Annotated in this window: 15 protein-coding genes; 6 read left to right on the plus strand and 9 right to left on the minus strand. The window is 64.7% G+C overall.

Features of this window, described 5'->3' with window-relative positions:
- The first annotated feature begins 30 nt into the window (after positions 1-30).
- Together ypfJ and AC1PPL_RS14030 are read left to right on the plus strand one after the other, a co-directional pair.
- Complete coding sequence (gene ypfJ / locus AC1PPL_RS14025) at positions 31-894, plus strand: KPN_02809 family neutral zinc metallopeptidase (protein WP_011804564.1); 864 nt, start codon at positions 31-33, stop codon at positions 892-894.
- A 115-nt stretch (positions 895-1,009) separates the two neighbouring features.
- On the plus strand, positions 1,010-2,464 hold the full coding sequence (locus tag AC1PPL_RS14030) for a DEAD/DEAH box helicase (RefSeq protein ID WP_088887388.1): 1,455 nt from the start codon (positions 1,010-1,012) through the stop codon (positions 2,462-2,464).
- Between the two features lie 93 nt (positions 2,465-2,557).
- Here AC1PPL_RS14030 and AC1PPL_RS14035 read toward each other — a convergent pair whose 3' ends face one another.
- The 8 genes from AC1PPL_RS14035 to AC1PPL_RS14070 form a co-directional block, all read right to left on the minus strand.
- Complete coding sequence (locus AC1PPL_RS14035; RefSeq protein ID WP_479973566.1) at positions 2,558-3,172, minus strand: nitrous oxide reductase accessory protein NosL; 615 nt, start codon at positions 3,170-3,172, stop codon at positions 2,558-2,560.
- A 64-nt stretch (positions 3,173-3,236) separates the two neighbouring features.
- Positions 3,237-3,785 carry a nitrous oxide reductase accessory protein NosL gene (locus AC1PPL_RS14040; RefSeq protein ID WP_287743030.1) on the minus strand — a complete coding sequence of 183 codons (549 nt, stop codon included), beginning with the start codon at positions 3,783-3,785 and terminating at the stop codon, positions 3,237-3,239.
- Positions 3,782-4,597 carry an ABC transporter permease gene (locus AC1PPL_RS14045; RefSeq protein ID WP_011804568.1) on the minus strand — a complete coding sequence of 272 codons (816 nt, stop codon included), beginning with the start codon at positions 4,595-4,597 and terminating at the stop codon, positions 3,782-3,784. Before AC1PPL_RS14045 ends, AC1PPL_RS14040 begins: the two co-directional genes overlap by 4 nt.
- Positions 4,598-4,617: 20 nt before the next feature.
- A complete protein-coding gene (locus AC1PPL_RS14050) occupies positions 4,618-5,550 on the minus strand; it encodes an ABC transporter ATP-binding protein (RefSeq protein WP_011804569.1) in 933 nt (310 codons plus the stop codon).
- A complete protein-coding gene (locus AC1PPL_RS14055) occupies positions 5,525-6,796 on the minus strand; it encodes a nitrous oxide reductase family maturation protein NosD (protein WP_088887386.1) in 1,272 nt (423 codons plus the stop codon). Before AC1PPL_RS14055 ends, AC1PPL_RS14050 begins: the two co-directional genes overlap by 26 nt.
- Positions 6,793-9,414: a 4Fe-4S binding protein gene (locus AC1PPL_RS14060; RefSeq protein ID WP_479973545.1), complete on the minus strand. Its 2,622-nt coding sequence runs from the start codon at positions 9,412-9,414 to the stop codon at positions 6,793-6,795. The genes AC1PPL_RS14055 and AC1PPL_RS14060 overlap by 4 nt, the downstream gene beginning before the upstream one ends.
- 101 nt (positions 9,415-9,515) lie before the next feature.
- The gene (gene nosZ, locus AC1PPL_RS14065) at positions 9,516-11,456 is read right to left on the minus strand and encodes a TAT-dependent nitrous-oxide reductase (protein ID WP_011804572.1); all 1,941 of its coding nucleotides are present in this window, start codon (positions 11,454-11,456) and stop codon (positions 9,516-9,518) included.
- Positions 11,457-11,467: 11 nt separating this feature from the next.
- Entirely contained in the window at positions 11,468-11,728 is a 261-nt protein-coding gene (locus AC1PPL_RS14070; RefSeq protein ID WP_228403558.1) for a hypothetical protein, read from the minus strand.
- 320 nt (positions 11,729-12,048) lie between these two features.
- Between AC1PPL_RS14070 and AC1PPL_RS14075 the strand changes: the two genes are divergently transcribed.
- A complete protein-coding gene (locus tag AC1PPL_RS14075; RefSeq protein ID WP_041835930.1) occupies positions 12,049-12,489 on the plus strand; it encodes a c-type cytochrome in 441 nt (146 codons plus the stop codon).
- An 18-nt stretch (positions 12,490-12,507) separates the two neighbouring features.
- Complete coding sequence (locus tag AC1PPL_RS14080; protein WP_479973546.1) at positions 12,508-13,596, plus strand: FAD:protein FMN transferase; 1,089 nt, start codon at positions 12,508-12,510, stop codon at positions 13,594-13,596.
- 106 nt (positions 13,597-13,702) lie between these two features.
- Here AC1PPL_RS14080 and AC1PPL_RS14085 read toward each other — a convergent pair whose 3' ends face one another.
- On the minus strand, positions 13,703-14,548 hold the full coding sequence (locus AC1PPL_RS14085) for a symmetrical bis(5'-nucleosyl)-tetraphosphatase (RefSeq protein ID WP_479973547.1): 846 nt from the start codon (positions 14,546-14,548) through the stop codon (positions 13,703-13,705).
- A 339-nt stretch (positions 14,549-14,887) separates the two neighbouring features.
- Between AC1PPL_RS14085 and AC1PPL_RS14090 the strand changes: the two genes are divergently transcribed.
- Together AC1PPL_RS14090 and AC1PPL_RS14095 are read left to right on the plus strand one after the other, a co-directional pair.
- A complete protein-coding gene (locus tag AC1PPL_RS14090) occupies positions 14,888-15,184 on the plus strand; it encodes an H-NS histone family protein (protein ID WP_011804577.1) in 297 nt (98 codons plus the stop codon).
- Between the two features lie 389 nt (positions 15,185-15,573).
- Positions 15,574-18,492 (plus strand): aconitate hydratase, encoded by a 2,919-nt coding sequence (locus tag AC1PPL_RS14095; protein ID WP_479973548.1) that lies wholly within the window; start codon positions 15,574-15,576, stop codon positions 18,490-18,492.
- Positions 18,493-18,580: the final 88 nt, after the last annotated feature.

Here is an 18,580-nt window from a genome sequence, read left to right on the forward strand (position 1 = left end):
GCTGGTGCGTCGTGCACGCAGGAGATACCCATGAGATGGGAAGGCAATCGCGAATCGGACAACGTGGAAGACCGGCGCAGCGGCGGCGGGGGCGGCTTCATCGGCGGACGCTCGATCGGCATTGGCACCATCGTTGTGGCGCTCATCGGCTGGGGTGTGTTTGGCATCAACCCGCTGACCACCATCGGCGTACTGTCGGGCGGGGGCGCGCCGCAGGTCCAACAGGGGCCGGCCCAGCGTCCGCCGCAGGGCGACCGTGAGGCTGCCTTCGTCTCCACCGTCCTGGCGTCCACGGAGGATGTGTGGGCGCAGGTGTTCCAGCAGGGTGGGGCGCAGTACCGCCAGCCCAAGCTGGTACTCTACCGCGGAGCCACGCCCACGGCCTGTGGCACGGGGCAGAGCGCGATGGGGCCGTTTTACTGCCCTGGGGACCAGAAGGTGTACCTGGACATGGATTTCTTCGACACCATGAGCCGCCAGCTGGGTGCGCCAGGCGAATTTGCCCGCGCCTACGTGATCGCGCACGAGGTCGGCCACCATGTGCAGACCCTGCTGGGCACCACCGGCAAGGTGGACGGCATGCGCGGGCGCGTGAGCCAGCGCGAACAGAACGCGCTGTCGGTTCGGCTGGAACTGCAGGCCGACTGTTACGCCGGCATTTGGGCCCACCATTCGCAACAGGCCAAGAACTGGCTGGAGCAAGGCGACATCGAATCCGCGGTGAACGCCGCCGAGCAGATCGGTGACGACGCGCTGCAGCGCCAGCAGACCGGCACCGTGCGGCCCGATGCATTCACCCACGGCTCCAGCGCGCAGCGCGTGCGGTGGTTCACGCAGGGGTTCAAGACCGGCAGTGTGCAAGGCTGCAACACTTTCAACGCACAGTCGCTTTGACACCGTGAACGCGCGCTAAGCCGTCGTTTTCGCGCCAAGCAGGAGACGCCCCGGTACAGGCCGTTGACAGGCTTGTTGGCCTTCGCCGCTGCTGCAATGCGACAATAGCGGCTTCATGACACAACCCTATTCCACTCTTGCGCTGGCCGAGCCGCTCAAGCGCGCCGTAGCCGAGATGGGCTACGAGAACATGACGCCGATCCAGGCGCAGGCGATCCCTGTCGTGCTGACCGGCAAGGACGTGATGGGTGCGGCGCAAACCGGCACCGGCAAGACGGCGGCCTTTTCGCTGCCGTTGCTGCAGCGCCTGCTCAAGCACGAGAACAGTTCAGCCTCCCCCGCGCGCCACCCTGTGCGCGCGCTCGTGCTGCTGCCCACGCGCGAGCTGGCGGACCAGGTGGCGCAGCAGATCGCGCTGTACGCCAAGTACACCAAGCTGCGCAGCACGGTGGTGTTTGGCGGCATGGACATGAAGCCGCAGACCATCGAGCTGAAAAAGGGCGTCGAGGTGCTGGTGGCCACGCCCGGCCGTCTGCTGGACCATATCGAGGCCAAGAACGCAGTGCTCAATCAGGTCGAGTACGTGGTGCTGGACGAGGCCGACCGCATGCTGGACATTGGCTTCTTGCCCGACCTGCAGCGCATCCTCTCCTACCTGCCCAAGCAGCGCACCACGCTGCTGTTCTCCGCCACCTTCTCGCCCGAGATCAAGCGCCTGGCCGGCAGCTATCTGCAGGACCCGATCACCATCGAGGTCGCGCGCCCCAACGAGACCGCCTCCACCGTGGAGCAGCGCTTCTTCGCGGTAGACGGCGACGACAAGCGCCGCGCCATCCGCCATGTGCTGAACGAGCGCGGCCTCAAGCAGGCCTTCATCTTCGTGAACAGCAAGCTGGGCTGCGCGCGCCTGGCCCGCAGCCTGGAGCGCGACGGTCTCAAGACCGCCGCGTTGCATGGCGACAAGAGCCAGGACGAGCGACTGAAGGCGCTGGAAGCCTTCAAGAGCGGCGAGGTGGACCTGCTGGTCTGCACCGACGTGGCGGCGCGGGGCTTGGATATCAAAGACGTGCCCGCGGTGTTCAACTACGACGTGCCCTTCAATGCAGAGGACTACGTGCACCGCATCGGCCGTACGGGCCGCGCCGGCGCATCGGGTCTGGCCGTCACGCTGGCGGCCAGCAGCGATACCCGCCTGGTGGCGGATATCGAGAAGCTCATCAAGAAGAAGATCGAGCTGGAACCGCTGGAATTGCAGGAAGATCGTCCGCGGGGCCGCTACAACGACGGCCGCCGCGCCTGGGGCGGCGACGATTCGGGCGAGGGCGCTCCAGCCGCCCCCCGCAGTCGTGAGCGCAGCGCGTACCGCTCCGCGCCTGCAGCGTCTCGCGATCCGTTCTTCGACAAGCCCTACGAGGCCAGCACCTCGGCCGGTGCGTCTGCGAGCTGGGAGGTGGCCCCCAAGGCATCGCCCGCGCGTGGCGGCATCTCCGCCAACATCAAGCCCAAGCGCAAATTACCCGCCTTGTTCAAGGCACCGCAGGCCTCTACGGCCGAGCCATCAACCCACTGAAAACACAGGCCGCCGTTCAGCGGCCTTTTCAATAAAAAGTGCCCCTAGCGCTTGCGGAATAAGCGCTGATAGCTATGTTTTTAATAGCGAGTGCTAGGGGTGATTGTGCCCGCCAGGGCCCGCCAACTGCGCGATCAGGGGTGCATCCACGGCGCCAAAGGCGAGCACTGTGCCGCCGCGCTGTGCGGCAAAGGCCTGCGCGGCCTCCCGTGTCGAGAACGCGGGCAGATTGCCGGCGCGCATCGGCCCCCGCGCCGACGAGCCGTGCACGTAATAGGCAGACAGCGCGTCCGTCCAGCGGGCGCCGCCCGCGGCCGCAGGCCGCGTGGTGTCGGTGACGTAGTGCGCCATGATGTCCCGTGCACTGCGGCCGGGGCTGTAGCGGGCCACGTCCTGCAGGTACATGAACAGCGACAGGGGCGAGTCGAAAAACTGTGCGTCGCCATTGCGAAAGATGACCTGCGCCGCCCAGTCGGGCGAACGGGCGGGGAACATGCCGCATACGGGACAGCGCGCATCCACCGGAATGGGGCGCGCTGCTGTGGGCGGCAGGCCCGACGCGGGGTCGTACGGCGTCGGGGGTGCGACGATGCAGACGTCCGGCTCCAGGGCGGGAGCCGGCTGAGGCCGCAGCGCGCTGCGCAGGCTCGGCACGCCCCAGAGCCCGCCCGCCGCGGCTGCAAACGCCAGCGTGCCCGCAACCAGCATGCGCCTGCGGCGTGGCTGGTGCGGCGGAGGACTCAGGGTGGATGCAGACATGGTGCAAGGGCTGTTACATGCGGGTGTCGTGCAGCGCACCGCCGCTCAGGTCCACCATGTCGAGCTTGATGTCCGCAAAGCGCAGCACCTTGCCGCCATGTTCACCGGCGAACTTGGCTGCATCGGCCTCCTGCGCGAAGCTGGCGATGGTGGGGCCCATGGAGCCATGCCGCTTGCTGCCCAGCACGTAGACGGCGGTCTTGGCGTCGATCCAGTGGCCCTTGGGTTCGTTCCAGTCGGCCTTGCCCATGTCCTGCACGTACACGGCGCGCACTGCACGCACTTGTTCGCCGGCGAGCAGGGTGTTGAACAGTTCGATGGTGTCGCAGAAGAAGGAGGGCTTTTCCTGGCCCGCGTAGTGGATCTGCGCCTTGGGGCCGGGGTAGTCTGCAAGCAGCATGCCGTCGAGCTCGCAACTTGTGGAACGGTCGATCTCCACGGGCGCAAGGGACTGCTGTTCGGCTGCCTTGTCGCCGCAGCCAGCCAGCAGGCTGCTGGTGGCCAGCGCCGTGAAGGCGGCCATGCACAGTGCACGGCGACGGGTGATGCAGGAACAGGTCATGGCTTGAATCTCCAGTTGGCGATGGCGAGCGGCAGGGCGATCCACGCCAGCATCACGCCACCCATGATTGCGGGGCTACCCAGCGACGAGGGAACGACGCTGGCGAGCCCGTAGAGCGTGCGCACGTCTTCGAGCGAGAACACGTTGAGGATGCGGAACACGTCGGCCGGGTTCAGCAGCAGCAGCCAGGCGAACGCATCGCCCGCGAACTGCCCGCCCGTGGCCACCAGCAGGCCCAGCAGCAGCAAATCGAACACCAGCACGAAGAAGAACCAGGTAGCGATGGCCAGGCCCGAGGCGCGCGTGCGGTCGCGAGCCAGCACCGACAGCATCACTGCCAGGCTCAGGAATGCGAGGCCCAGCAATACCGAGCTGATCATGAAGCCGCCGTAGTGGAATAGGGCATTGGCGCTCATGTGGCGCCACAGCAGCACCGCCACCAGCCCGAAGCCCGCCAGGGTGGAGAGCGCCAGCGCAGCCGCCAAGCCCAGGTATTTGCCCAGCAGCAATTCCAGCCGGGTGATGGGCAGGGCCAGCAGTAGATCAAGCGAGCCGCGCTCGCGCTCGCCCACGATGGCATCGAACCCCAGCAACAGCGCAATCAGCGGGATGAGGTAGATGACCAGGCTGACGAGGCTGGCGATGGTGAACTCGATGGAGCGAAAGCCCACCGTGCCCTGCTGCGCGCCGCCGAAGTAGGCGATGACGAGTGAGAACACGGTGAAGACGAGGGCCACCGCAAGCACCCAGCGATTGCGCATGCGATCGCGGAATTCCTTGGCGGCGATGGTGAAGATCTGGGTCAGTTCCATGGGGCGTCGTGGGCAGGGTGTCAGTCGGCGAAGCCGAAGAACACGTCTTCGAGCGAGGGCTCCAGCAGCTTGAGGTCGCGCACGCGCGCACCCAGTGGCGCGAGGGCGGCCAGCACGGCCATCTTCTGCTCGCGCGGGCAGTGCAGGCGCAAGCCTTCGGGCGTGTGCTCGGGGACGATGCCCGTCGCTTGCTCCAGCGCCTGTGCGGCGGCGGGCCGGTCGGCGGGTGCGATGTCCAGTTCGAACGACAGCGGCATGCGGGTTTGCTCGCGCAGCTGCTGCACGCTGCCCAGCGCCTGGATGCGGCCGGCCGAGAGAATGGCGAGCCGGTCCACGCGTTCTTGCAGTTCGGCGAGGATGTGCGAGGTGATGACCATGGTCACGCCCTCGGCCTGCAGGCCCCGCAGCGTGGCGTAGAAGTCGCGGATCGCCTGCGGGTCCAGGCCGTTGGTGGGTTCGTCCAGGAACAACACGCGCGGGCTGCCCAGCAATGCCTGCGCGAAGCCCAGGCGCTGGCGCATGCCCTTGGAATACTCGCGCACCGGGCGCTTGCCGGCGTGTGCCAGGCCCACGCGCTCCAGAATGTCCGCGCACTGCGCTAGCGGGGCAGATTTCAGCCGCGCGAAAAAGCGCAGCGTCTCCAACCCGTCCAGGTTGTCGTAGAGCACCACGTTCTCGGGCAGGTAGCCCAGTTGGCGGCGGGCGGCGCGGAATCCCCGCCCACCCACCTGGGCGCCTGCGATCAAAAGCGTGCCCTGCGTGGGCTTCACCAGGCCCAGCATCATCTTGAACAGCGTGCTCTTGCCTGCGCCGTTGTGCCCGATCAGGCCGAAGATCTCGCCCTTGGGGATGTCCAGGTCCACGCCGTCCACGGCGTGCAGCGCGCCGTAGTGCTTGCTGACGCCGCGCAGCGAGATGGCCACGTTGTCACTGGCCGGGGAAATGCTTGCCACGCCATTCACTCCATTGTTGATTGCTGGGCTGCATGCGCGGCTTCGGGTCCACGACCGATGGCACGCGCAGCACAGGGAACTGCCGGCCCACCAGGCGCAGGGCCTGCACGGCCGGGCTGGCCAGCAGCAGCTTGACGCTAGGGTGGCGCCAGGTCAGGCGGTCCACCATGTCGTTGGCCTCGTAGGGCACATCGCCGACACCGTCGCCATCGCGGTCCCAGCCCAGGTAGTTGCTCCAGTGGTTGCCGCTCTTGGCGCCCCAGCGCTCGTCGCGCGCACCCACGTAGCGTACCTGCTCGCGGTTGGAGATGAAGTCGTTGCCTTCGACTTCGTTGTTCTTCGAGCCCGCGGCCAGGTGCACGCCGACGGTGTTGTCCACCACCAGGTTGTTGTTGAGCTTGATGTACTCCACGTCGTAGATGAAGAAGCCCCGGCTGTTGCCGGCCACGACGTTGCCTTCGATCACCGAATCCTGCAGCGTGCGCAGCATGATGCCGTGGTCGGAGTTGCCCCAGGCGCGGTTGTTGCGCACGGTCTGCTCGCGCACTTCCATCAGGGCCAAGCCGCCACGGTTGTAGTAGGTGTCGTTGTCCTCCCACAGGTTGTAGTAGGAGTTCATGTAGTGCGTACCGTAGCGGCTGTGATGCAGCTGATTGCCCTTGAACAGCGCATGGTGCGAGACGTCCACGTAGAGCGCGTCGCGCACGAAGCTGATGTTGTTGTTCAGGATCTTTGCGCCTTTGGTGTTGTACAGCTGCACGCCGTTGCCACGCTGCGGCGAGGAGTATTCACGTTTGCCGGTGATGATGTTGTGCTCGATGAGCACGTCATTGGCCTTCTCGATCCACAGACCGAACAGGTTGTAGGTGAGGTCGCAGCGGCGTACGACGGCACGGTGGGCGCCAGGGTAGAGGTAGATGCCGGCGTTCTGATCCTTGAGGTCGTCACCCGAGTCGCGCACGATCAGGCCCTCGATCACCACGTCCGGAGCGGTGACGCGGATGGTGTCGCCCTGGTTGCCGCCGCTGATGGTGGGGCGGTCCACGCCGCGCAACGTGAGGGGCTTGTCGATCACCAGATTGGCGCGGTACGTGCCCCGCGCAATCTCCAGCACATCGCCTGCCTTGGCTTTGCGCACGGCGGCGGTCAGATCGTCGCCCGCTCGCACATGGAGGGTGGCTGCCTGGCAGGCCCCGGCGAGGGTCATCGCCAAGGCCAGCATTAAGTGGGTGACACCGCCCTTCATGGGGTGAACAGTCCCAGCGCCTGCAGCACCAGGAACAGTGCAGCACCGATCATCAGGTTCTTGAATCCTACGTAGCTCATCATGTCCATTACACCTGCAACGCGATAATTGTCGCGCCACCATGGGCCGTCCTTGACGTAACGGCGGCCCGACAGGCGAATCAGCACTTCGTACACGCTCCAGCCGAACCACCAGCCGATGATGGCGCCCGACGAGAGGTGGCCCATGGCCGCCATGATCCAGGCGATGGTGGCCGCCACCGCCAGCGACAGCCCGGCGATCTGCAGCGCGCGCTGGCTGCGCCAGCCTTCGGCGCTCCAGGGCCAGAGATGGTCGCGCAGTTCCAGCAGCAGCCAGCTCATGAAGCCTACGTTGCGCTTGTGCGCGGGCAGCGTGGGTTCGGTGGGCATGCGCGGATCGGGGCCCTGGGCGGCCTTGGCCGATATCTGGTCCTGCACGGTGGCGGGGTAGATGGGGATGAAGTAGCCATTCTTGCCGATAGGCGTCATCTCCAAGCCGTCCTTCTCACGGCGCTTGCGCTCCTTGGCCAGAGGCGGGCAGCCCTTGGTGTCGGTGTACAGGATCATGCAATCCAGGCAATGCAGGCATTCCCGGTGGTCGATGCGCCCGTCGGCGTCGATGGCCTGGGCTCCGCAACCCACCGCGCAGGCCTTGCAGCTGTTGCAGTCCTGCTTGCGCTTCAACCCGAACCAGCGGAAGGTGCTGGGCATGGCCAGCGAGGCGCCCAGCGGGCAGATGTACTTGCAGTAGGGGCGCTCGATGAAGATCGACACGCCGAGGATGGCGGCGACGAACAGGCCATAGGGCCATGCCCGGTTCATCACGCCGACCAGGAACGTGGTCTTGAAGGGTTCGACCTCGGCCAGCTTCTCGGCCAGACCCATGGAGAACATCGACACCGCCAGCAGGACGAAGAAGACGGCGTATTTGATCCACTTGAGCCGGTCATGCCACTTTTGGGGCAGCTGTGTCTGGAAGCGCTTCAGCCCGAGGGCCTTGGCGATCTTGAAGATCGCCTCCTGCAGCGAGCCGAACGGACACATCCAGCCGCAGAACAGCCCGCGCCCGAACAAGAAGGCGGTCACGATGATGAAGATCCAGAACAGGAAGATGAACGGATCGGACAGGAACAGCGACCAGGTCCACTGGAACAGGACGGAGTGGAACCAGGTCAGCACCTGGGTGATGGACGGCTGGGCCATGTAGCCAAAGCCGATCCAGAAGATGCTGATGGCCCAGAAGGTGTACTTGAAGCCATTGACCGGCCACTTGTTCTTGTGCGTGGACAGGCGGGTGAGCCTTTCGCGGAAGGCGTACACCACGGTGACTGCGATCAGCAGCAGGGCGAACAGGCTGATGGGCAGGGCCTGCGATTTCCAGATGCGTACCCAGGGGGCATCGGGTTCTTGCACCTTGGGGCGGCCGCCTTCAAGCAGATCTGCCGGCAACCAGTACTTGGACTCGAAGACGGCAAAGCTGCGATGGCCTGTGGCCCGATCGACCCGGTTGCCCAGGAAGGCGAATTTCCACGGATAGGCCGCAGAAAAGGCCTGCGAGCGGATGATGAAGATGGACGACTCGGTGTAGCGGGGTGCGCCGGCGGCCTCCAGGCCGTACAGATTAAGGGAGTCCAGGTCGCGGAAGGTGAAGGAGTCGGCACCTTGCTTGACCTGCACACGGTCAAAAATGCCGCCGCGGACGAAACCTGATCCCTTGAAGGACTCCTGCCCGCCGGTCTTGATGACGAACATGGCGCTCTCGCCTTCCTTGAGGCGTGAACGCAGGCTTTCGAAACTGTTCTTGCCCAGCAGGCTGCGGCCCACGTCGGGCTGGTTCAGGTCGCCGAACCACATTTCAATGAAGGGCTCGGGGCCGCGCGGCAGGCCCACCTGTTCGGGCTTGACCAGCAATTGCTGCACCGCGCCCATCTTGACGAGTTGGGTCCAATCGTAGGTTTGTCCGGTGGTGACAAAGCGCGGCTGCTCGCGCACCGTGGGAGCAATGATGCCGGTCTGGCGTGCCACGGCCGAGCCCGAGGCCATGACCACCTGGTTTTGAGCCACCACGGTGACGGTGGCGCCGGAGATGGCGTCGACGCCGATGACGTTCTCATCGGGGCGGGAAGGGCCGACTTCGATGGTGTCGGTGACCGACTTGCCGATGTACTGGTTGTTGAAATTGATGAGTGCCGACTCGGGGATGCCCAGCAGCAGGATGGGCTCGGAGTGCTTGAGCACCTTCATGCCGACGAAGCGGCCCTGCGTGTCCATACCGATGAGCGTGACCACCGGCTTGCCCGAGTAAGCGGGCGTGTCGGTGATGTCGGTCGACAGCATGACGTAGCCCAGAAGCTTCTTCTGGGCCGAGTCGTTGTCATACGCCTCGACATAGGGCGGCTGGCCCTTGCGCGGCGAAAAATGCGTAGCGCCCGGAAATACTTCGGTGCACGGCAGCAGCGCGCACATGTCGGGCGTGGTAGCCAGGTTCGCAGGCAGTTCCGCCTCGTAGGCACCTGCGTGCGCCCGCGGCACCCAAAGCGGGGCGGCGAGGACCAGAGCAAGACAGAAAGCGGCTAACCGTGAACCTAGGGAAAACATTGCACTATCCAACTAATAGCAGGCGCCGCTTGCTGCGTCTGCGAAAGAAGCCAATTTGATTTGCAACCCTCCCAGGCCAGGCCCAGGAGGGTTGCGCGTCATCAGGCTTCGACGATCATGCGCGTGCGCATTTCCAGGTGCAGCGCATGGCAGAACGTGGAGCAGTAAGCCCAGAACACACCGGGCTTGTCGGCGATGAAGGTCACCGACTTCGTCTCCAACGGGTTGATCACGAACTGGATGTTGTACTTGGGCACCGCGAAGCCGTGCGTCAAATCTTCGATCTTGTCGAGGTTCGTGAGGATCAGCGTGACTTCATCGCCCTTCTTGACGGTGAATTCACGCAGGCTGAAGGCAGGGGCCTGCGACGTGAGCTTCACCGTGACCTTCTTGCCGTTGCGGAAGACGCCGGATTCCTTGGCGTCCTTGACGGCCAGCGGGAACTCGTCCAGGTCGTAGACCTGCTTGGGCTTCACGATGTCACGCTTGAAGATGATGAAGTCGTGGGGCTCGCCGCGCACCGGGTGGTCGGCCAGCAGCACCATCTTGTCGCCCGAGATGTCGATCAGCTGCTCGTTCTCGGGGTGGAAGGGGCCCACCGGCAGGAAACGGTCCTTGGAGAACTTGCAACCCACGGCGAGGAACTTGCCGTCAGCGGCCACGGTCTCGGAGTGCGTGGCATTGATGTGCCCAGGCTGGTAATGCACGTCCAGGCGGTCCACGACGTAGGTGGCGTTCTTGTCACCCTTGTGGAAGGCGATGGCCTTGTCGATGTTCCACTTGACGATCTGGCTGTCCAGGAACAGCGTGGTGTAGGCGTTGCCGCGGCCGTCGAAGGCGGTGTGCAGCGGGCCCAGGCCGATTTCCACCTCGGCGACGATGGCGTCGTCGAGCTTCTCGCTCTTGCCGTCGAACCAGTCCAGCACCTTGGCCAGCTCGATCACGGTGGCCGTGGGCGACAGCTTGCCGGCGCAGATGAAGTACTTCTGGTCGGGGCTGGCGTTCACGCCGTGCGGGTTCTTGGGAACGCTCACATAGGCGGTGAGGGCGGTCTTGGCATCCTTGTTGGCTTCGCGGGTGCCGTCCACCACGGGCACCTTGGACGTGCCGTAGGTCTTGAATTTGCCGGCCTTCACGGCTTCTTCGATGCGGGCAATGTTGAAGAACAGGCAGGCGTCGCGCTCGGCCGACATCATGTCTTCGTAGTGCACACCGTTCTCGGTGTTGTACTGGTTGGTCGCTGCCAGCTTGCCGTCGAACGACGTGGCCGTCAGGTCGCAGTTGCCGTCGATCAGGACCTGCCAGCGCACTTCCATGGTCTCGGCATCCACGCAGGTGAACATCGAGCGGTACTTCTCGGTAGCGTTCACATCTTTGCCGTCGTTGGGCAGGGGAATGCCGAATTCAGCGCCGCAGAACACGCGCGTGGTGTAGTTGATGTTGGGGTCGACCGGATCGCGCTTGTCGGGGAAGATGCCGTGGAAGCCCTGCACGTTGGGCAGCTCGGTGATCTTGTCGCAGATGAAGTAGTCCAGGCGGATGCGCGCGATGCGGCTGTTGATCTTGTCGTTGACCCAGGCGTAACGGCCGTCGTAGTTGCCGTCCTTGTACGAGCCGTGCAAGTGGTGGGTGTCCGCCACGGTGTAGCGCAGGCTGCCGTCGGGCTTGGTGCCCATCACGGCCTTGGATTCATTGGTGATGCCCCAGCCCACGAGTGCGTCAGGCACGAAGCAGGGAATGCGCAGAAGTTCACGACCGGAGGGCAGGCCCAGCACGCGAACGTCGCCGTTGTGGCCGCCGCTCCAAAGACCGTAGTAGGTATCGAGCTCACCGGGCTTGAGGTGCACATTGGCGCCGGCGTGGGCGGCAGCAGCGGGGGCGGGTGCCGGCGCGGGGGTGCCGGATGCTGCAGGGGCGGCTGCGGGCTTGTCGTTGCACGCGGCAACGCCCACGGTCAGTCCCGCCAAAGCAGCGGTATTGATGAACCGGCGGCGTCCCATGCCGACGGTTTCAGGGTTCAGGCTCTCTCTCTTGTCGCTCATGATGTCCTCTTTCAGGTAGTGCAAGCGGAAAATGGGGGCGCGCGCGCAGGTGGTGGCGCGGCCGTGGGGGCAACGGCCACCACACGAGGCGGTGGCAGGGGTACGGAATGGGTGATGGGCCAGCCCGGCACGGTCAGTACGGCGGGTTGCGGCGGTTCCATGCTGGGCAGGCACAGCGAGCAGTCCATGCCCAGGATGTCGAGCACGGCATTGCTACCGGCATGGTGAACCACCAAGGTGGCGCCGCTGGCACTGGAACAGACGAGTTCCATGGTGCGCGGCTGAATGAGGGGGGAGGCTAGTGCCGCCCCAAAACCAAGGACGAACCACGCCACTGCCCACCAGCGTAGGAGGTTCAGGGAGCGGAGTTTATCCATGGCGGAAGTATGGGCTCTAACGGCGCGTGTTGGAAGCCACCTCTGTGGTGACAGTGCCTAAATGTTCACTTTGAATGTTTCTTTCGATGTTGATTTACATCAAATGAATGATTCTGGAAACTACCAAACTGACGACCCATTGAAGGGCAGGCTCGTTGCATGGGGCGCAGGCTAAGATGCCCTTTTGGTTTTGGACGTCAACAAGAAAGGCTTTCATGAAAAAGACATCTCTCACGATGGCGCTGGCCGCCGCAACCCTGCTGCTCGCCGCCTGTGGCAAAAACGACGCTCCGGCGCCCGCGCCTGCTCCTGCACCCGCTGCGCAAGCACCGGCTCCCGCGCCTACCCCTGCTCCCGCGCCAGCCGCTCAAGCACCTGCCGCCGCCCCCGCGACGGCGGAGAACACCGTCGGTAAGAGCGTGTACGGCAAAACCTGCGCGATGTGCCATGCGGCCGGCGTTGCAGGGGCTCCCAAGCCTGGCGATAAGGCCGATTGGGCGCCGCGTATTGCCCAGGGCAAGGACACGCTCTACAAGCACGCCATCGAAGGCTTCACCGGCAGCAAGGGCATGATGCCCGCGCGCGGCGGCGCGGCTTCGTTGAGCGACGACGAAGTGAAGGCTGCCGTGGATTTCATGGCTGACCAGTCGATGTAAGGACCGGAGGGGCTCGCGATGAATTCAGATCGGTGCATGCCGGCGGTAGGCAACCGGTGGACGCGGCGGCGCTTCGCCCTTGCGCTGCCGTTGCTGGGCGCGCTGGCGTACCTCGACCCGCGCCAGGCTTTGGCTGGCATGGTGGAGGGCGCGCAGCCCCTGGTGCGCGCGAGCCGTACCCTCATGGGCACACGCGTGGACATCGCGGCTGCCGTTGGCAATGGCCGCGATGCCGACGCTGTGCAGCAGGTGATGCTGCACGCGTTCGCGGAAATGGAGCGCCTGGAGGCGCTCATGAGCCGTTACCGGGAGGGCAGCGACGTGGCGCGCCTCGGCGCGGCCGCCGGCCGGCATGCCGTGCACGTGGCCCCGGAAGTGATGCAGGTGCTGCGCACGGCGCGTCGCCTGCACCAAGAAAGTGCTGGCGCCTTCGATCCCACCATCGGTGCACTGCGGGGCTGGCATTTTGAACCCGGCCACGAAGCCGCGCCGGCACCTGAGGAGATCGCTCAGGCGCTGCGTTTGGTGAACGCGCGCCACCTCGTGCTGGACGAGCGCGCAGGAACGGCCTACCTTGCGCGGACGGGCATGGGGTTGGATCTGGGCGGCGTGGCGAAGTTACCCATTCTGCAAGCGGGCTTGCAAGTGCTGGAACGCGCCGGTGTCACGGATGCTCTGGTCAACGGCGGTGGCGATGTCCTGGTCATGGGCCGGCAGCACGACCGTCCCTGGCGTGTGGGCGTGCGCAATCCCTCCGCTCCGGCGCAGCTGCTGGGCGTACTGGAGCTGCAAGGGCGCGGCGTGGTGGCATCGTCCGGCGATTACGAGCGAGGCTTCTTGCGTGCAGGACGCCGCCTGCACCATGTGCTCAACCCCCGCACGGGTTGGCCCACGGAAGGTGTGCGTGGCGTGGCGCTCCTGGCCGAGCGTGTTGAAGACGTCAACGGCTGGGGCACGGCGCTGATGGTCCAAGGACCTGCAGCAGCACCTGCATGGCATGCAGGCCACGCACATGTCGAAGCCCTCGTGGCGAGCGCGGATGGCACGCGCTGGAGTTCCCCTGGAATGCTCGCCGCGCTGCGGCCAGTGCCTGCGCGCGCAGCATGAAAACGCTTTCTTCGCGGGCCAGCGGTGCCGCGAAGAAGGCTTTTGGCGATTTGCGGCTCAACTGACGGAACAGCAAGCGCTCCAAGCTATATTGTTGATAGCGTGCCTAGGCACCGGGCATTTGCGCCTGCGGGCATTCCACGTGGTAGCGCTCGCGGTCGGCCAGCGTCGTGCCGAAACGCACCGCGCTCAGGCAGCCGCCCCACACGCACCCGGTGTCCAGCCCGAGGACGTCCGCCCGATTCAGCCAGCCCAACGTGGACCAGTGGCCAAAGGCGATCAGTGTGTTCTGCGTGCGACGTCCGGGTGCGTCAAACCACGGCACCAGCCCTGGAGGCGCCTCGGAGGCGCTTTCGGTGCTCTCGAAATCCATACGGCCCTCGGGTGAGCAAAAGCGCATGCGCGTGAGCGCATTCACGATCACGCGCAGGCGGTCCGTTCCCTGAAGCTCCGGGCTCCACAGGTCGGGAGAATTCCCGTACATCTGCTGCAGAAAACCGGCGAACTCCCGGCTTTGCAGGACGGCTTCGACTTCGCCGGCATATGCCAGCGTCTCATCTGCCGTCCATTGTGGCAACACGCCGGCATGCACCATCAGCAGGTCGCCGCCACCATGGTGTACACGCCGCGCCAGCGGCTGGTGCCTCAGCCATTCGAGCATCTCGTCCCGATCCGGCGCCAGCAGGATGCCCTGCAGCGTGTCGCGCCGCGACGGTCGGCGCGTGCCGTAGGCGGCAGCGAGCAGGTGCAAATCATGGTTGCCGAGTAGGGGCCGCACGCTGTCTCCGAGGGTGATGCAGCGGCGCAGCACTGCGGCGGAGTCCGGGCCGCGGTTCACCAGATCACCCAGCACGTACAACGTGTCCCGGCTGGGCGAGAAACCAATGGTGGCGAGCAGGCGTTCAAAGGCGTTGTCGCAACCCTGGATGTCGCCCACACAATATAGAGCCATATTCTTAGAACAGAGTCAGGAGAAGCGGCGATTGTGCGCGCCAACTGGGTGGAATCGGTGGTTATTTGAAGGGCTATGCGATGCTGGGAAAGTGCTGCGCAAACCAGAAGCGTTAGTAACTAGTTGAATCAAATCACCATTTTGGTGCAAGCAATGATACGGATGCATTTGTGCACCTGCGCGAGAAAAGGTTCCTTGAGGGTGTCCATGAGAGGTAGTGATCCGGGCTGGGGTTGTTGGTTGCTTTTTTATGCGGCCAATTGCCATGAACTTGTAACGGGATTGGGTTTGGGACTTTATAATCCGCGTGCCCATTAATCCTTAACGCTCCATACCTCCATGACCGTCAGCTACAAAGAACTGTTGAAACAGCGTGAAGCCCTTGAGCAGCAAATCACCGAGGCGCGACGCCGTGAATTGACGGCTGCTATCTCGCAAGTGCGAGAACTGGTGGCGGAATATGGCCTGACGCAGCAGGATGTGTTCCCGGCAGGCCGCACGGGCCGCGTTTCTGCAACCAGTGGAACCAAGGTCGCGCCCAAATACCGCGACCCCGCCACGGGCCAGACCTGGACGGGCCGCGGCAAGGCGCCGAAATGGATTCAAAACGAAGACCGCGAGAAGTTCGCTATTTGAACACCACGTGGCGGCGCGGCTCGGCGCAATTCTCCGGGCCGACCTAACCGCTGTTTTGCGTGTGATTTGAAGAACCCGCTGGGGCGTGGCCTTGGCGGGTTTTGTCGCTTATGAGGGGTGCAGTATTCGTGGCGCGGTGCGCGGCAATATGGTGGGTGCGTCAAAGGACCCGCTGATGTCAGACACTCGGCAAAGTGGCCCACGCACCGATTAACGGATACGGTGCAGGAGCGCTGTACCGGTGCTTTCTGGCCGCGCCGCGACCGCAGAACGCGTATTCATTTAAATCCGATTGCCCCCAGCGTGGGGTAAAGGTATTTCGCGATGCGTTGGCTCTGCAGTGCGGCGCTGCCAAAATGGGCTCTGTCGTTACCCACAGGAGTTCTTGTATGGCAGCCTCCCGCAACCCCGGTCACGCTTTTGCTTCCACGCTCGCTACGTTTGCCACGGCAGCGGGAAAGAGCGGCAAGTTCTATTCGCTGCCTGCGCTGGCGCGCCAGTTTCCGGGGGTGAACCGGCTGCCGGTGTCCCTGCGCATCGTGCTGGAATCCGTACTGCGCAATTGCGATGGCCGCCGCATCACTGCAGAGCATGTGGAGCAGTTGGCTCGCTGGGCGCCCAATGCGCCGCGCAAGGACGAGATTCCGTTCGTGGTGTCGCGCGTCGTGCTGCAGGATTTCACGGGCGTGCCGCTGCTGGCCGATTTGGCCGCGATGCGCAGCGTGGCCCAGCGCCTGGGCCACAACCCCCGCAAGATCGAACCGCTGGTGCCTGTGGACCTGGTAGTGGACCACTCCATCATGGTGGACTACTACGGCACGAAGAAGGCCCTCGACCTGAACATGAAGCTGGAATTCCAGCGCAACCGCGAGCGCTATGAGTTCATGAAGTGGGGCATGCAGGCCTTCAGCACTTTTGGTGTGGTGCCTCCGGGCTTTGGCATCGTGCACCAGGTGAACCTGGAATACCTCGCACGCGGCGTGCACAAGGGCAACGACGGCGTGTACTACCCCGACACGCTGGTGGGCACCGACAGCCACACCACCATGATCAACGGCATTGGCGTCGTGGGCTGGGGCGTGGGCGGCATCGAGGCCGAGGCCGCCATGCTGGGCCAGCCGGTGTACTTCCTCACGCCCGACGTGGTGGGCTTCGAACTCTCGGGCCAACTGCGCGAGGGTGTCACCGCCACCGACCTGGTGCTCACCGTGACCGAGATCCTGCGCCGCGAGAAGGTGGTGGGCAAGTTCGTGGAGTTCTTTGGAGAAGGCACGCGGACCCTGGCGCTGCCCGACCGCGCCACCATCGGCAACATGGCACCGGAATATGGGGCCACCATGGGGTTCTTCCCGGTGGACGAGAAGACCATCGACTACTTCCGCGGCACGGGGCGCACCAAGGCGGAGATCGATGCGTTTGAAGCGTACTTTCGCGCACAGGGCCTGTTCGGTGTGCCGCGCGCGGGGGAGATCAACTACTCGCAGGTGGTGCGTCTGGATCTGGGGGATGTCACCCCCAGCCTGGCTGGCCCCAAGCGCCCGCAGGACCGCATCGAACTGGGCAACGTGTGCCGCCAGTTTGCCGAGCTGTTCAGCAAACCGGTGGCCGAGTCGGGTTTCAACCAGCCCGCTGAGCTGCTGCACACGCGCCACCATATCCACCGGCGCATGGCGCCCGTGACCGAGGGGGCCCCCAGCGAAAAACCCGCACCCGAAGGGGCGCCGCGCTTCCTGGTCGAGATGGAGCAGAACAAGCCGCGCCTGGAGGTGCAGCACGAAGACGCGGCGATCCATTTGCCCGCCAAGGGGGCGGACCCGACCATCGGCAACGGCGACGTGCTGATCGCGGCGATCACCAGCTGTACCAACACCTCCAACCCCAGCGTACTGCTGGCTGCGGGGCTGCTGGCCAAGAAAGCAGTGGAGGCAGGGTTGCGGGTCGCGCCGCACATCAAGACCTCGCTGGCGCCGGGCTCGCGCATCGTGACCGAATACCTCACGCAGACCGGGCTGCTGCCCTATCTGGAAAAGCTGGGCTTTGCCCTGGCGGGCTATGGCTGCACGACCTGCATCGGCAATGCGGGCGATTTGGCGCCCGAGCTCAACGAGGTCATCACGAGCAATGACCTGGTGTGTGCCGCGGTGTTGTCGGGCAACCGCAATTTCGAGGCGCGCATCCACCCCAACCTCAAAGCCAACTTCCTGGCCAGCCCGCCGCTGGTGGTGGCCTATGCGATCGCGGGCACGGTGCTCAAGGATCTCATGACCGAGCCGGTCGGCAAGGGCAAGGGCGGGCGCGACGTGTATCTGGGCGACATCTGGCCCACCAGCGACGAGATCCATGCGCTCATGAAGTACGCCATGAACGGCAAGGCCTTCAAGGAGAACTACGCCAAGGTCAAGACCGACCCCGGAGCCCTGTGGAACAAGATCCGCGGGGTGGACGGAGACGTCTATGTGTGGCCCGGCAGCACCTATATCGCGGAGCCGCCATTCTTCGCGGATTTTGCTCTCGATTCAGTAGCTGTCAGCGCTGATAAACAGGGCGTTACGGGCCAAAAAACCTCTGAATCCGTGATGGGTGCCCGCATCATGGCGCTGTTCGGCGACTCCATCACCACGGACCACATCTCTCCCGCAGGCTCCATCAAGGAAACCTCTCCCGCCGGCCAGTGGCTGCTGCAGCACGGCGTGGCCAAGCCCGACTTCAACAGCTACGGCGCGCGCCGCGGCAACCACGACGTGATGATGCGTGGCACCTTTGCCAATGTGCGCATCAAGAACCTCATGATCCCGCCGCTGGCCGACGGCTCGCGCGAGGAGGGGGGCGTCACCCTCTTCCAGGGCGAGGGGCCGATGCAGGGCCAGAAGATGTTCATCTTCGACGCCGCGATGCACTACATCGCCAACAAGACGCCCACGGTGATCTTCGCGGGGGAGGAATACGGCACCGGCTCCAGCCGCGACTGGGCGGCCAAGGGCACCCAGTTGCTGGGCATCAAGGCGGTGGTGGCGCGCAGCTTCGAGCGCATCCACCGCTCCAACCTCGTGGGCATGGGCGTGCTGCCGCTGCAGCTGCGCGGCAACGACTCGTGGCAGAGCCTGGGCCTGCAAGGCGACGAGGTGATCGACGTGATTCCAGACCCCGCGCTCACACCGCAAAGCGAGGCGCGCCTTGTCATTCGCCGTGCGGATGGTTCCTGCCAGGAAGTGATCGTCACCCTGCGCATCGATACACCCATCGAGGTGGACTATTACCGTGCGGGCGGCATCCTGCCGTATGTACTGCGGCAGTTGCTGAGCGCGTGATTCCATCTCTTAGGACGCGGTGCTGCGGCCCCAGGCGGTGCGATCTGGTCTGCGTGCCATGGGCTTGCGCCATGCCTGGTGCGCCGCT

It is taken from the genome of Diaphorobacter sp. B2A2W2 (genome assembly GCF_056730635.1).

Excerpts from the sequence above, each read along its gene's own strand:
- ypfJ (WP_011804564.1), top strand. The coding sequence starts at position 31 with ATGAGATGGGAAGGCAATCGCGAATCGGACAACGTGGAAGACCGGCGC.
- AC1PPL_RS14030 (WP_088887388.1), top strand. The coding sequence starts at position 1,010 with ATGACACAACCCTATTCCACTCTTGCGCTGGCCGAGCCGCTCAAGCGC.
- AC1PPL_RS14035 (WP_479973566.1), bottom strand. The coding sequence starts at position 3,172 with ATGCTGGTTGCGGGCACGCTGGCGTTTGCAGCCGCGGCGGGCGGGCTC.
- AC1PPL_RS14040 (WP_287743030.1), bottom strand. The coding sequence starts at position 3,785 with ATGACCTGTTCCTGCATCACCCGTCGCCGTGCACTGTGCATGGCCGCC.
- AC1PPL_RS14045 (WP_011804568.1), bottom strand. The coding sequence starts at position 4,597 with ATGGAACTGACCCAGATCTTCACCATCGCCGCCAAGGAATTCCGCGAT.
- AC1PPL_RS14055 (WP_088887386.1), bottom strand. The coding sequence starts at position 6,796 with ATGAAGGGCGGTGTCACCCACTTAATGCTGGCCTTGGCGATGACCCTC.
- AC1PPL_RS14060 (WP_479973545.1), bottom strand. The coding sequence starts at position 9,414 with ATGTTTTCCCTAGGTTCACGGTTAGCCGCTTTCTGTCTTGCTCTGGTC.
- nosZ (WP_011804572.1), bottom strand. The coding sequence starts at position 11,456 with ATGAGCGACAAGAGAGAGAGCCTGAACCCTGAAACCGTCGGCATGGGA.
- AC1PPL_RS14070 (WP_228403558.1), bottom strand. The coding sequence starts at position 11,728 with ATGGAACTCGTCTGTTCCAGTGCCAGCGGCGCCACCTTGGTGGTTCAC.
- AC1PPL_RS14075 (WP_041835930.1), top strand. The coding sequence starts at position 12,049 with ATGAAAAAGACATCTCTCACGATGGCGCTGGCCGCCGCAACCCTGCTG.
- AC1PPL_RS14080 (WP_479973546.1), top strand. The coding sequence starts at position 12,508 with ATGAATTCAGATCGGTGCATGCCGGCGGTAGGCAACCGGTGGACGCGG.
- AC1PPL_RS14085 (WP_479973547.1), bottom strand. The coding sequence starts at position 14,548 with ATGGCTCTATATTGTGTGGGCGACATCCAGGGTTGCGACAACGCCTTT.
- AC1PPL_RS14090 (WP_011804577.1), top strand. The coding sequence starts at position 14,888 with ATGACCGTCAGCTACAAAGAACTGTTGAAACAGCGTGAAGCCCTTGAG.
- AC1PPL_RS14095 (WP_479973548.1), top strand. The coding sequence starts at position 15,574 with ATGGCAGCCTCCCGCAACCCCGGTCACGCTTTTGCTTCCACGCTCGCT.